At 69.8% G+C, this 12,536-nt stretch carries 14 protein-coding genes; 5 read left to right on the top strand and 9 right to left on the bottom strand.

All coding sequences use genetic code 11. The features are described 5' to 3' along the window. Window positions 1–3 precede the first annotated feature (3 nt). Entirely contained in the window at window positions 4–426 is a 423-nt protein-coding gene (locus ABD260_RS03315) for a YybH family protein (protein ID WP_344231802.1), read from the top strand. Window positions 427–492: 66 nt separating this feature from the next. Here ABD260_RS03315 and ABD260_RS03310 read toward each other — a convergent pair whose 3' ends face one another. Next, entirely contained in the window at window positions 493–990 is a 498-nt protein-coding gene (locus ABD260_RS03310) for a hypothetical protein (RefSeq protein WP_344231801.1), read from the bottom strand. Between the two features lie 134 nt (window positions 991–1,124). Then, entirely contained in the window at window positions 1,125–2,102 is a 978-nt protein-coding gene (locus tag ABD260_RS03305) for a hypothetical protein (protein ID WP_344231800.1), read from the bottom strand. Between the two features lie 250 nt (window positions 2,103–2,352). Between ABD260_RS03305 and ABD260_RS03300 the strand changes: the two genes are divergently transcribed. After that, window positions 2,353–2,958, top strand: a complete 606-nt coding sequence (locus ABD260_RS03300; RefSeq protein WP_344231799.1) for an enoyl-CoA hydratase-related protein — start codon at window positions 2,353–2,355, stop codon at window positions 2,956–2,958. On the opposite strand, the gene ABD260_RS03295 is transcribed toward ABD260_RS03300, so the two are convergent. The 7 genes from ABD260_RS03295 to ABD260_RS03265 form a co-directional block, all read right to left on the bottom strand. Further along, entirely contained in the window at window positions 2,936–3,688 is a 753-nt protein-coding gene (locus tag ABD260_RS03295; RefSeq protein ID WP_344231798.1) for an endonuclease/exonuclease/phosphatase family protein, read from the bottom strand. The two genes, ABD260_RS03300 and ABD260_RS03295, sit on opposite strands and share 23 nt — an antisense overlap. A gap of 71 nt (window positions 3,689–3,759) precedes the next feature. Then, window positions 3,760–4,902, bottom strand: coding sequence for an ROK family glucokinase (locus ABD260_RS03290; RefSeq protein ID WP_344231797.1), 1,143 nt, complete (start codon window positions 4,900–4,902; stop codon window positions 3,760–3,762). A gap of 100 nt (window positions 4,903–5,002) precedes the next feature. Continuing rightward, the gene (locus ABD260_RS03285) at window positions 5,003–6,022 is read right to left on the bottom strand and encodes an ROK family glucokinase (RefSeq protein WP_344231796.1); all 1,020 of its coding nucleotides are present in this window, start codon (window positions 6,020–6,022) and stop codon (window positions 5,003–5,005) included. Next, a complete protein-coding gene (locus ABD260_RS03280) occupies window positions 6,013–6,408 on the bottom strand; it encodes a hypothetical protein (RefSeq protein WP_344231795.1) in 396 nt (131 codons plus the stop codon). Before ABD260_RS03280 ends, ABD260_RS03285 begins: the two co-directional genes overlap by 10 nt. Continuing rightward, entirely contained in the window at window positions 6,405–7,724 is a 1,320-nt protein-coding gene (locus tag ABD260_RS03275) for an ArsA family ATPase (RefSeq protein WP_344231794.1), read from the bottom strand. Before ABD260_RS03275 ends, ABD260_RS03280 begins: the two co-directional genes overlap by 4 nt. A gap of 169 nt (window positions 7,725–7,893) precedes the next feature. Then, window positions 7,894–8,334, bottom strand: a complete 441-nt coding sequence (locus tag ABD260_RS03270) for an SRPBCC family protein (RefSeq protein ID WP_344231793.1) — start codon at window positions 8,332–8,334, stop codon at window positions 7,894–7,896. A 78-nt stretch (window positions 8,335–8,412) separates the two neighbouring features. Continuing rightward, window positions 8,413–8,838 (bottom strand): hypothetical protein, encoded by a 426-nt coding sequence (locus tag ABD260_RS03265; protein WP_344231792.1) that lies wholly within the window; start codon window positions 8,836–8,838, stop codon window positions 8,413–8,415. A gap of 105 nt (window positions 8,839–8,943) precedes the next feature. Here ABD260_RS03265 and ABD260_RS03260 point away from each other — a divergent pair, with 105 nt between their 5' ends. The 3 genes from ABD260_RS03260 (at window position 8,944) to ABD260_RS03250 (ending at window position 12,533) form a co-directional block, all read left to right on the top strand. Then, window positions 8,944–10,743 (top strand): AMP-dependent synthetase/ligase, encoded by a 1,800-nt coding sequence (locus ABD260_RS03260; RefSeq protein WP_344231791.1) that lies wholly within the window; start codon window positions 8,944–8,946, stop codon window positions 10,741–10,743. A 90-nt stretch (window positions 10,744–10,833) separates the two neighbouring features. Then, a complete protein-coding gene (locus tag ABD260_RS03255; RefSeq protein ID WP_344231790.1) occupies window positions 10,834–11,766 on the top strand; it encodes an ABC transporter ATP-binding protein in 933 nt (310 codons plus the stop codon). After that, on the top strand, window positions 11,763–12,533 hold the full coding sequence (locus tag ABD260_RS03250) for an ABC transporter permease (protein WP_344231789.1): 771 nt from the start codon (window positions 11,763–11,765) through the stop codon (window positions 12,531–12,533). Before ABD260_RS03255 ends, ABD260_RS03250 begins: the two co-directional genes overlap by 4 nt. The last annotated feature ends 3 nt before the right edge of the window (window positions 12,534–12,536 follow it).

Genomic DNA, 12,536 nt, shown 5'->3' with positions numbered 1-12,536 from the left:
GCCATGATCGAGGATTTCGCCACGTTCCTGCGCCGTTTCGAGGAGGCGAACACCGCGTTCGTGAACGGTGATCCGTCGTTGTGGCTGCCGTTGGTGTCGCACAGCGAGCAGAGCTCGATCTTCGGCGGGTTCGGCGGGCAGGAGGTCGGCTGGGCGCAGATCGGGCCGCGGTACGAGTGGGCGTCGCAACAGTTCCGCGAGCTCGGGGCGAAGGTCGAGTTCGAGTACCTGGTGCAGCACGTCGGCGCGGACACCGCGTACACGGTCGCGATCGAACGCTGCACCGTCCAGCACATCACCCAGCCGGAACCCGTACCCCACGTGCTCCGCGCGACGATGATCTTCCGCCTCGAAGACAACACCTGGAAAATCACCCACCGCCACGCCGACCCCCTCAACCCGAAGTCCGCCCCCTCCGGCCCCTGAAACAGCCCGCACGCTCATCCTTGCACCGACCGGTCGCACGGGGGGGGGTCGTCCGCCGGCGATCCGTCAGCGAGTCGGCGATCCGTCGGCGCGGCCTCTTGCCGAACCGCCGTCCCATCGCCGGTCGGCACTCGCGGCCGGCGCCTGCGCGGGCCGCGGGACGCCGGTCAACGCATTCGGGTCGAGCCCCTTCTCCAGCGCGGGCTCCTGTTGCTGCCCGACAACCCGCGTCAGCTGTTCGCTGAACGCGAGAACGGACGCGATCTCGTCGTCACGGCTGTAGGGCCGACTCTCGTTGTACATCCGCCCAGCCACCGGCCGATCGTGCCGAACAACCACCGCCGACGTGTACGTTTCGCCGAGCTCGATCGCCGCAGTCGTCTTGTCCGGGGTCACCAACAGGTTGTCGGCATCGCTCCAGCCCTGCCGGCCGACGAGATACATGATGTCCTCATTGAGGATCTTCTCGTGGTACACGGAAGTCTGCGTCTGCTCACAGGCCTTTCGCACTGCGTCGATCAGCTCCTGGCCCGTGATCGCACGGCCGAACTCGACGGTCTTCATCGCGGGCGAACCGCTCAGGTCTACCAAGGCACTCTCTCCAGTTGTCGCCGACGCCGGGTCGAAGACCTGGCTCGTCGTAGGGATCAAGGGGTGTGCGGCACCGGGTGCTGGTGCGGTGCTGGGGTGATGAGCGGTCAGCCTCGGCTCAGGTTGTCGCCTGGGCGGCGGGTGTGGTCGTGAGCCGGGCCGCCCGGTCCGTCGCCGCGGCTGCCGTCGGAGGTGGACTGGCGGGCGTTGGCGCTCCGGGTCGGGTTCAGGGCCTTGCGGCCGGCGTCGGCGAGCTGTTGGCCGCGGCGGACGTTCCGGTCGAGTTGCTTGGCGAACTCGCCGACCGCCGCGGCCTTCTGCTCGGGGCCGGGGATCGCCGGGAAGCGCATCTGCCAAGGTACGGGATTGTGGTGCTTCGCGACGATCACCTCGTCGTACCCGCGGTCCGGATCGATGAAGCCCGAGCCGTCCGTGGGTACTACCACCAGACTGTGCTGTTCCAGCCCGGAGCTCTGCCCGACGACCACGCCGGAATTCGTACCGTCGGAGGTCGCCGCCTCGTAGTACTTCGTGCCGTACATGTCGTCGGTCGGGCACGACGCCTGGACCGCGGCGATCACGTCCCGCCCCGTCGCCTCCCGGTCGAACGTGACCGGTACCCGGGTGGCCGACATACTCAGCTGCACCGGGCGTACGCCGCGCTCCCGCTCCGCGTCGAGCCCAGCCGCCACCGCGGCCTCCCGCTGCAGGTCGTCGCCGAACTCCTCCAGCGAACGAACCACATTCTCCAGACTGGCACCCTGCGGCCGGATCACCGGTCCCGCGTCCGGCAGGTAGTAATGCACGGCAAGAACCTCGTTGTACGTCTGCTGCGGATCCAGGTACGGCGAGTCCGGCGCCTGGTCCGGCGAGTCCGGGACCGGGGCGATCACGACGTTGCGCTCGAGATACTCCGAAGCGCGCCCGACGATACTGAGCGGGCGGTTGTGATGCTCGTCCGTCTGGTGATGCTCGTCACCGGATTTCCCGCTGACGGCCTTCGACGCGGCGATGAGCTGGGCACCGGTCAGAGGTGGGTTGAGCGTCACCTTGTGCCAGGCGTTGGAGTCGCTGAGGTCGATCATCCGGTCTCCTCGCGGGGGTTGGCTCGAGCGCGGTCGATCCTAGTGACCGAAGGGGTCCTGGGCTGTGGGACAGCGGGTGATGGGTGTTGGATGGGGCGCATGACCGAACTCGTGCAGCTTGCGGTGGCCGACGGCGTGGCGACGATCACGCTCAACTAAGTCGGATCGTAGCCATGTCGTTCTGTGAGCCAAGGAGTTGGTCTTGTGAGTTGTCTTCCTAAGACCGCTTGGCCTCCGACTTTGGGCGCGGGTGATCGTGGTGCGGTCCGCGCTGGAGGTGTTCTGCTCGGGCGCCGACCTGTCCGAGGCGACCACGGTCGGGATGGGCGTCGGCGCGCAGCGGATGGTCGACGTCCAGCGGGCGATCGTGGCGAACCCCAAGCCGGTGGTCGCGCGGGTCGCCGGGCCCGTACGCGCCGGTGGGATCGGGATCGTCGCGGCGGCCGACCTCAGCGTGGCCGGGGAGAGCGCGTCGTTCGCGTTGACGGAGGTCCGGCTGGGACTGGCGGCGGCGACGATCTCGCTGACCGTACTGCCGCGGCTGACCGATCGCGCGGCCGCGTACACGTTCCTGACCGGTAATGCGTTCGATGCGCTGGAGGCCGCCCGGCTTGGTCTGGTGACACTCACCGTCCCCGACAGCGAACTCGACGCCGCCGTCGGCACCGTGCTGGAGTCCCTTCTGAAGGGTGTCCCTCAGGGTCTGCGGGAGACCAAGAAGCTGCTCAACCGCACCCTGCTTGCGGACATCGATGCCCGCGGCAACGAGCTCGCGGAGCTCTCGGCCGGGCTGTTCGGCTCCCCCGCCGCTCAGGAAGCCATGCTCGCCTTCCTCAATCGGAAGAAGAAGGGCTGAGTTCGACCAGCATCGGGAGGTGGTCGGAGGCGGCGGCCAGGTCCTCGCGGGTGGCCGGCACGTGACGGAGGCGGCCGGTCAGCGGCGGTTTGAGCAGGGCGCCGTCGATGCGTTTGTACGGGGTTCTGGAGTTGAAGGTCGGGCCGGCGTCGGCGCCGAGGTCGGTCAGGCCTTCCTCGGCGAGGCGTTTCCAGATCGGGCCGTCGGGCTCTTCGTTCAGGTCGCCGGTCAGCAGGTAGGGCGTACCGAACGAGTTGCACAAGCTCAGCACCTGGGCGAGCTCGTGGGTGCGGCCGCGAGGGTGCAGGCCGAGGTGGCAGACGACCACCGCCAGCCGGGTCGAGCCGAGGTGTACGACGCCGCCGACCGTTCCGCCGGGGAGCTGGGTCGCGATGAAGTTGAGCCGGCGGCGGACGAACGGGCGCCAGGTGCGGCGGCCGCGGAGGCCGGTCAGTTCGATGCCGTCGGCAACCAGGATCGCGTTCCGCGCGGACGCCGCCACGTACCGCAGCCCGAAGGTCGCCGCCATCGCCCGCCGCTTCCGCCGCGTCCCCCACCAGGTCGGCGCCTCCTGCACCAGCATCACATCCGGCCGGCAAGCCCGCACCACCCGCTCCAGCGCCACCCGGTCATCCCCCCACCGATGCACGTTGTACGACAACACCCGCAACCCAACGCCGCCGCGCACTTCCTCCGACTGCCCGTCCCCGTCGGGCGCCGAACTATCCACCCGCCGATCCCCCGGCGCACCGTTCCCGCCGCGCATTTCCCCCGACTGCCCGTTCCCCGCGGGCGGTGTGGTCATCCTTCGTTGTCGCCGTTCGCGTCGGCTGGGTGCAGGTCGGGTTCCTGGGCGGCGGCGCGCATGCCCGTACGCCGTCCGGTGCTCTTCCGGGCCGCTCGCTCCGTCCGCGTCGACCGCCCTCGGGCCGCGGCCGTCTTCGCCGTCACCGCGGTCGTCTTGACCCGGACGCGCCGCAACCAGGTCGCCTCTTCCCGCGCCAGATCGGCCGCCCCGACCATCCCGGCCTCCGGACCGAGCACCGCGCGCACGATCCGCGCCTCCGGCCGGAACCCACGCCCGGTCAGCGTCCGCTTGAACGCCTCCCGCGCCGGCGCCAGCAGCAACTCGCCCGCGTCCGACACCCCGCCACCGATCACGAACGTCCCGGGGTCCAGCGCGGCAGCGAGATTGGCCAGCCCGATCCCGAGCCACCGCCCGACATCCTCGAGCAGCTCGACCGCGACCGGATCGCCGTCCTTCGCCAGCTCGGTCACCATCGGCCCGTTGATGTTCCGCGGATCACCGTCGGCCGCCCGCATCAGGTTGTGCGCCACCGGCGACCCGGACAGCGCCAGCTCGCGCGCCTCCCGGGTCAGCGCGTTACCCGACGCGTACTGCTCCCAGCAGCCCCGGTTCCCGCACTCGCACCGATGCCCGCCCGGCACCACCTGCATGTGCCCGAACTCGCCCGCGATGCCGAACTTCCCACGCTGCAACGCGCCGTCGTTCAGGATCGCGCCACCGATACCGGTCCCGAGCGTCACACAGACCAGATGGCTCTCGCCCTGACCGCCACCGAACCGCCACTCCGACCACGCGGCCGCGTTCGCGTCGTTCTCGACCACGACCGGCAGGCCGAGCCGGCGCTCGACCGCATCCCGGAGCGGCTCGTGCCGCCAGGCCAGATGCGGCGCGAACAGGACCGACGACCTGGTCCCGTCGACGAACCCGGCGGCACCGATCCCGACGGCGATCACGTCGTGCCGGGACTCCAGGTCGTGGACGATCTCGGCGATCGCGTCCTCGGTCTCCTTCGGGTCCTTGGTCGGCGTGTCCCGGCGCAACCGGTCCAGGATGTTGCCCTCCGGGTCGACCACACCGGCGGCGACCTTGGTGCCACCGATGTCGATCCCGATCGTCAGAGCCTGCGTCAGAGCCAAGATTCGACCTTCCTCGCGGTACCTACGGCCCCCGCCGGAACACTGCCAGTATCCCGCGTCACCCGTCCCAGCACCCGGAACCAGTGGTTCCGGCGGGTGGTCACCGGGCCGCGTCCGGGTCCACGCCGGTACCGCCTGGCGCCGCGCCCGCGGTGGGGTCCAGCCCGGCCGCGCTCGGGTGCCGGGCCAGGTCGGCGGCGCCGATCAGGCCGGCGTCGTTGCCCAGCTCGGCGAGCGTGAACTCGGCGTGCGGCCGGTTCGACTTGGCCGGCAGGTTCTTCTCGAACGCGACCTGGGCCGACTTCATCAGCAGTTCCTTGGCCGCGCTCACCCCGCCGCCGATGACGATCTGGGTCGGGTCGAACATGGTCGCCAGGCTGGCCAGCCCCTCGCCGAGCCAGCGGCCCAGGTCCTCGAGCAGCTCGACCGCGCACGGGTCGGCGGCCATTGCGGCCTCGGTGATCATCGGTCCGGTCAGCTGCGCCGGGTCGGAGATCCCGCACACGCTGAGCATCTGCGCCGCCGCCAGCGATCCCGATTCGGCCCGGGCGCGGCCTTCGCGGACGAGGGCCGTACCGGACGCGTACTGCTCCAGGCAGCCGCGCGCCCCGCACCCGCAGCGATGCCCACCGGGTACGACGCGCATGTGCCCGAGCTCCGCGGCGACGCCATGTGCGCCGCGCAGCAGCTGTCCGGCGATCACCACGCCGCCACCGATGCCGGTACCGACGGTGATGCACACCATGTGCTCGACGTTCTTGGCCGCACCGAACGCGAACTCGCCCCAGGCGGCCGCGTTCGCGTCGTTCTCGACCACGACCGGGACGTTCAGCTTCGCCGCCACCCGGGCGCCGAGCGGCTCGTCCCGCCAGGCCAGGTTCGGGGCGAAGAGTACGGTCGAGCGGTCCGCCGAGACGAACCCGGCGGCGCCGATCCCGACCGCTTCCACGTCATGGCCGGCGATCAGTTCGGCGGCCGCGTCGCAGATCGCGTCCGCGGTCGCGTCCACCGAGCTGGCCGGGGTGTCGCGGTGCGTCCGGACGCCGATCCGGCCGTCCTCGTCCACCACGCCGGCCGCGATCTTCGTACCGCCGACATCGATGCCGATCGTCAGTCCCATGGTTCGGGGTCCTCACTCACGTCGATCCGGTCCACCCGGGACCGGGCCGGTTCCTCGTCTGGTGGCGAGGAGCGCGACGCTGCGTCCTCCCGCGCCTGCCGGGCCGCGTCCGCCGCCGCCTCGAGCAGAGATCTCAACGAGCCCAGGACATGCGCGGCAGCGGTGGACAGCTGCTCGATCGTCTCCGGGCTGGTGTTCCGTACCTTGTGGATCAGCTGACAGACCGGGCACCAGACACAGTCCGGCCCGAGCTTGTGCTCATGCTCTTCCGCGTGCTTGTGCTCGGCCTTCTCCTCGGCAGCCGGCGCCTCACTCGCCGCGTTCTGCAGCACGGCGAAGAGTTTCGCGGCCTCTTCGGCGACAGACCCGACCGGTTCCTTGCTCATGGCGCCTTCCCGAGCGCGGCTTCGCGGCGGGCCAGCTGTTCGTGGTACTCGGCGGTCAGCCCTTGCGCCAACTCCTGCGCCGACTCCAGCGGCCCCGCACCACTCGGCACCTCGCCCGCCGGCACCGGACGCGCCGTCTCACGTGGCGCGAACCGTACCTGCAGGCGCCCCTCGTCCAGCCGGGCGCCCGCGACCACACCGCGCGCCAGCGCCGCGGGCAGCGGCAGCACCCGCCGGTACGAGCCGACCGTGATGATCAGCTCGTCCCCGTGCCGGGCCAGCTCCAGTTCATCGGCCGATGCCAAGGGCAACGGCATCGTCAGGGTGTACGTACGCCCGTCGGTGTCGATGTGCCGATCGACCCACAACGAGGTCTCGTCGGTCGCCCGGGCGAACGGATCGTCACCGCCGTACATCTCGACCGCGAACGCGGCCAGCTCCTCGACGCCGACCGGCTCACAGACCCGGTACGGCGATTCCCAGATCGGCAGCGGGCGGAACGAGTCGGCGACCTCCTCGAGGATGCCGCGCTGGGCGGCGACCCACTGCCGGCGCCAGGTGTCGGCGCCGGCGGCCGGGAACACCCGGTTCGCCACGACGCCGTCGACGCGGTAGCCGTACAGCGACAGGCGGGTCAGCGACCGCCGGGCTTCGGCGACCACGACCGCCTCCGGCGTCAGCACCAGCCGCACCGAGGCGTCCGGGCCGGCCAGCAGCGTACGGATGTCGGCGAGATCGTTCTGCAGCCGGCGCAGCGCGTCGAACACAGTGTCGTCCGGCATCGGGAGACTCGACCCGCGGCTCAGGAACGGCCGGAACGTCCGCATCATCTTCCGCTCGGCGCTGAAGATCCGCTCCAGGTACCAGTTCAGGGCCTCGGGCAGCGCCAGCAGCCGCAGGGTCTCCGCGGTCGGCGCACAGTCGACGACGATCACGTCCCAGCGACCGGACCGGACGTGGTCGCGCACTTCGAGCAGCGCGAGCACCTCCGCGGCGCCGGGCAGTACGGTCAGCTCCTCGGCTTCGATCGGGTCGACCCCGACCATGTGCAGCACCGACCGCAGGTACGCCTGGATGTCGCCCCAGGACCGCTCGAACTTGCGCTGCGCGTCGATCTGCTGGACGAACAGCAGGTCGTCGATCTCGGTCGGCTCCGGTCCGGCCTGCGAGTCGAACGCGTCCGACAGCGAATGCGCCGCGTCCGTCGACAGCACCAGCGTCCGCAACCCCCGCAACGCCGCCAGCGTCGCGGTCCCCGCGGCCGACGTGGTCTTCCCCACGCCGCCTTTACCCGTGTACAGCAGAACCCGTGTCACCGGACCAGTGTCCTGGGTTGGGGGGTGTTCGAGTGATCGCGGTGTGCAGGTGCGTGCATCGCGGCGCCGGACGGGCGTCCTCGATGCGGAGCATCGTGGGCGGTCGGCCGGTGCCGTGAGGTGCGTGCCTGCGCGCCGCGAGCGCCGAACAACCCCCAACCCAGGACACTCACGACTCGACGCGCTTCTTGAGGCCCTTGAGGGCGGTGTCGATGATGACCTTCTCCGCTTTGCGTTTCAGCATCCCGATCATCGGAATCGCCACGTCCACCGCCAGCCGGTACGTCACCTCGGTCCCCCCGCCGTTCGCCGTGCCCAGGTCGCGCAGTACGTACGCGCCGTCCATCCCCTTCACCATCTTCGCCTCGACCAGCGTCCAGGTCACCTCGTTCCGGGACCAGACGTAGGCCAGCGTGTACTCGTCGGAGATCGCGCCGGCGTCGACCTTGAACCGTACCCGATTGGGCCGCCCGGCCTCGTCGGTGGCCAGCACCTCGGTCTCGCGCATCGAGTCGGCCCACTCCGGGTACGCCGCGAAGTCCGCGATCACCGCCATGATCTCTTTGGGGGTCGCGTTCACGACTATGGTCGAGGTGGTCTGTTCCGCCATCAATTCACCTCTTAGCTGGGACGACTGCAGTGCGTGCTGGTTCCGGCGGCCGCGGTGCGTGGTGCCGTGTCTGGTACGTCATTGCTTGCCGGGCGTACTGCCCTCCCCGGAGACTATCGCGGGATCGGCTTCGGTACGGCGTTCGCCTGCCGCGCGGCCCGCTTCGGCCGCATCCTTGAACCGCCAGAGCCGCTCCCGGTACGCCGCCACGTACCGCTCTTTCAGCCGCGCCAGCGCCCGCCCGCGGACCGGCCGGGCCGGGTCGACGCGCAGGTACCAGTGCACGACCACGCCGTCGCGCACCGGCTCCAGCCACCACTCGGCCGTACCGATCGCGGCGCCCGTGACGGCCCATCGCACGCCCTCGACCCCACGGCGCTCGGTGGGGGTCAGAGTCAGTTCCGGCCACCATTCACGCCACAGGGTGTCGGAACCGAGCCGCTCGGCAACGTAGGCTGGATCAGCAACGACCAAGTCGTCGCAACTGATGTCGAGCGTGGGCATGGCTAGAACCTAGTCTGCTGGGTCACATAAACCTGGCTACTTGTGGGTAGGTGACTGTAGCGTGCGCCGGAAGTCGACAATTCGTGACCGACTGAGGAGACGCGGATGCGTGAGTACACCGTTCCTGCTGTGACCGAGCCGCCCGCCGGTAGCTTGAGCGACCCGGTGTGGGCGAACGCGTCCTCCCATCCTGGCACCGCGGTGTTCAGCCGCCGGACCGGGGCCGGCCCGGGCGCGACCTGGACCGATGTGACCGCCGCCGAGTTCGCCGAGCAGGTCACCGGCGTCGCCAAGGGCCTGCTGGCGGCCGGGGTCAAGCACGGCGAGCGGGTCGCCCTGCTCAGCCCGACCCGGTACGAGTGGACGCTGATCGACTACGCGATCTGGAGCATCGGCGCGGTCACCGTACCGATCTACGAGACCTCCTCCCCCTCGCAGGTGCAGTGGATTCTGAGCGACTCCGAGGCCGTTGTCGCCGTCGTCGAGAACCCGGCCCACGGCGCGGTGGTGGAGTCCGCGCGGACCGAGGCGCCGGCGCTGCGGGAGATCTGGCAGATCGAGGCCGGCGCGGTCGACGAACTGACCGCGCTGGGGCACGAGGTCACCGACGCCGAGTTCGACAAGCGCCGGTCCGCGGTCACGCCGGACGATCTGGCCACGCTGATCTACACCTCCGGCACGACGGGCCGGCCGAAAGGCTGCCGGCTCACCCACGCGAACTTCATGGAAGAGCTCAACCCGGCCGTCAAGATCCTGGACAACCTCTTCGACACGACCGGTGCGAGCACGCTGCTGTTCCTGCCGCTGGCGCACGTGTTCGCCCGGATCATCCAGGTCGGCTGCGTGATGAAGCGCGTGAAGGTCGCCCACAGCGCCGACGTGAAGAACCTGGTCGACGACCTCGGCGCGTTCCGGCCGACGTTCATCCTGAGCGTGCCGCGGGTGTTCGAGAAGGTGTACAACTCGGCCGCGCAGAAGGCGCACGCGGACGGCAAGGGCAAGATCTTCGACGCCGCCGCGGAGACCGCGATCGCGTATTCGCAGGCGCTCGACAAGGGCGGGCCGTCGTTCGGGCTGAAGGCCAAGCACCTGCTGTTCGACAAGCTGGTGTTCGGCAAGCTGCGGGCGGTCCTCGGCGGCCAGGTGCAGTACTCGGTGTCCGGCGGCGCACCGCTCGGCGACAAGCTCGGCCACTTCTTCCGGGGCATCGGCGCCCCCGTACTCGAGGGGTACGGGCTGACCGAAACCACCGCCGCGGTCTCGGTGAACCTGCCCGACGACATCCGGATCGGTACCGTCGGCCGGCCGCTTCCCGGCGTCACGGTCGCGATCGCGGACGACGGCGAGCTGCTGTTCAAGGGCGGCCAGGTGATGCCCGGGTACTGGAAGAACGACGAGGCGACCGCTGCCACGATCGACGCCGACGGCTGGTTCCACAGCGGTGACCTCGGCGAGTTCGACGTCGACGGCTTCATCCGGATCACCGGCCGGAAGAAGGAGATCCTGGTCACGGCCGGCGGCAAGAACGTGGCACCGACCCTGCTCGAGGACCAGATCCGGCTGCATCCGCTGGTCAGCCAGTGCATGGTCGTCGGCGACGGCAAGCCGTTCATCGCCGCCCTGATCACGATCGACCCGGAGACCGTGGTCCCATGGGCGACCGAACGCGGCAAGCCGACCGACGTCGCGTCCCTGACCAAGGACCCGGACCTGCTCGCCGAAGTACAGAAGGCCATCGACGAGGCCAACACTTCGGTCTCACACGCCGAAGCAATCAAGAAGTTCGCCATCCTCCCCACCGACTGGACCCAGGAATCCGGCGAACTCTCCCTCAAACTCTCCCTCCGCCGCCACATAGTCATGAAAAACCACGAACCCGACGTAGAGGCCCTGTACGCCAAGTAGGTAGGAGCCCCGCGATCAGCCGAATGGTTGATGGTGGGATGGGCTGGTTGGGCGATGTGCGGCGGGTGCCTGGTCGGCGAGGGTTCTTGCATGGTTGTGAAACTTGGGGCCGGTGGAGCTGGGCCGATTGTCGAAGTCAGTGGGCTGCGTAAGGCGTACGGCGAGCGGACTGTTGTGGACGACGTGTCGTTCACGGTCGATGAAGGCGAGATCTTCGGGATTCTCGGGCCGAATGGGGCCGGGAAGACGACCACAGTCGAATGCGTCGAGGGGTTGCGGGTCGCTGACGGCGGGTGGGTTCGGGTGGCCGGGCTTGACCCGGTTGCGGATCACGCGGCGGTCACGCAGGTGCTGGGCGCGCAGTTGCAGGAGAGTGAGCTGCAGGCGAAGCTCACGGTGCGCGAGGCGCTGGAGCTGTATGCGGCCTTGTATCCGAACCCGGCCGATTGGCGACCGCTGGCCGAACGGCTTGGTCTGTCGAGTCACCTGAAGACGCGATTCGGCGTACTGAGCGGCGGCCAGAAGCAGCGGTTGTTCATCGCGCTCGCGTTGATCGGCAACCCGCGCGTGGTCGTACTGGACGAGCTGACCACCGGCCTCGACCCGCGCGCCCGGCGCGACACCTGGGAGGTCGTGGAGGACATCCGCGACCGCGGCGTCACGGTCCTGCTGGTCACGCATTTCATGGAGGAAGCGCAGCGGCTGTGTGACCGGATCGCGCTGATCGACAAGGGCCGGATCACCGCGCTGGACACCCCGCAGGGGCTGATCAACCGGACGGCGGGCTCGACGATCATCTCGTTCACCCCGTCGGCACCGCTCGACGACGAGGACCTGGCCACGCTGCCGGCGCTCGCTTCGATCGAGGACAAGGACGGCCGCCTCACCCTCGGCGGCTCCGACGAAACCGTCACCGCGCTGCTGTCGCTGCTCGCCCGGCATCGCATCACCGCCCACCAACTCCGCGTCACCGACGCGACTCTCGACGACGCCTTCCTCGACCTGACCGGAGCCACCAAATGACGACAATCGCCGCGCCCGTACGCCGCCCGTCGCCGCAGCTCGCCGTGCTGCGTACCGAGGCACGGCTGTTGCTCCGCGAGCCCGGCTCACTGTTCTGGGTGCTCGCGTTTCCGTCGTTGCTGCTGGTGATTCTCGGATCGGTCCCGAGCTTCCGGCGGATCGACGCCGGCCTCGGCGGCGTCCGACTGATCGACGTGTACGTGCCGGTGCTCGTACTGACCGCGCAAATCGTCACCGGGCTGCAGGCGATGCCGCCGATCATCACCGGGTACCGCGAGCGTGGCATCCTGCGCCGGATGTCCGCGACCCCGGTCCGGCCGTCCGCGCTGCTGACCGCGCAGATGGGACTGAACGGCGCGACCGGTCTAGTGTCGGCGCTGCTCTGCCTGACGATCGGCCGGCTGGCGTTCGACGTACACCTCCCGGGCCAGCTCGCCGGGTACGTGCTGGCGCTGCTCCTCGCCGCCGCGGCCGCGCTCGCACTCGGTGCGCTGGTATCGGCAGTGGCCCGGACCGCCCGGCTCGCGACCGCCATCGGCATGGTGCTGTTCTTCCCGAGCCTGTTCTCGGCCGGCTTGTGGGCTCCCGTTCAGGCGATGCCGCACGTGCTGCGGGAGATCGTGGTGGTGCTGCCGTTCGGTGCCGCGACGCGGGCGCTCGATCAGGCCGCGACCGGACACTGGCCGGACTGGTCGCACCTCGGCGTACTGGCGGCCTGGACAATTGTCCTGTCAGCAGCGGCCGCACGGTGGTTCCGGTGGGAGTAGGGC

The organism is Kribbella hippodromi, from assembly GCF_039531045.1.
Lineage (GTDB): Bacteria > Actinomycetota > Actinomycetes > Propionibacteriales > Kribbellaceae > Kribbella > Kribbella hippodromi.
The sequence above is the reverse complement of the archived record's forward strand: the minus strand, read 5'-3'. Positions and strand labels throughout refer to the sequence as shown.

Coding starts and splice junctions, on each gene's coding strand:
- ABD260_RS03315 (WP_344231802.1), top strand. CDS start 4: ATGATCGAGGATTTCGCCACGTTCCTGCGCCGTTTCGAGGAGGCGAAC.
- ABD260_RS03310 (WP_344231801.1), bottom strand. CDS start 990: ATGAAGACCGTCGAGTTCGGCCGTGCGATCACGGGCCAGGAGCTGATC.
- ABD260_RS03305 (WP_344231800.1), bottom strand. CDS start 2,102: ATGATCGACCTCAGCGACTCCAACGCCTGGCACAAGGTGACGCTCAAC.
- ABD260_RS03285 (WP_344231796.1), bottom strand. CDS start 6,022: ATGGGACTGACGATCGGCATCGATGTCGGCGGTACGAAGATCGCGGCC.
- ABD260_RS03280 (WP_344231795.1), bottom strand. CDS start 6,408: ATGAGCAAGGAACCGGTCGGGTCTGTCGCCGAAGAGGCCGCGAAACTC.
- ABD260_RS03270 (WP_344231793.1), bottom strand. CDS start 8,334: ATGGCGGAACAGACCACCTCGACCATAGTCGTGAACGCGACCCCCAAA.
- ABD260_RS03265 (WP_344231792.1), bottom strand. CDS start 8,838: ATGCCCACGCTCGACATCAGTTGCGACGACTTGGTCGTTGCTGATCCA.
- ABD260_RS03260 (WP_344231791.1), top strand. CDS start 8,944: ATGCGTGAGTACACCGTTCCTGCTGTGACCGAGCCGCCCGCCGGTAGC.
- ABD260_RS03255 (WP_344231790.1), top strand. CDS start 10,834: ATGGTTGTGAAACTTGGGGCCGGTGGAGCTGGGCCGATTGTCGAAGTC.
- ABD260_RS03250 (WP_344231789.1), top strand. CDS start 11,763: ATGACGACAATCGCCGCGCCCGTACGCCGCCCGTCGCCGCAGCTCGCC.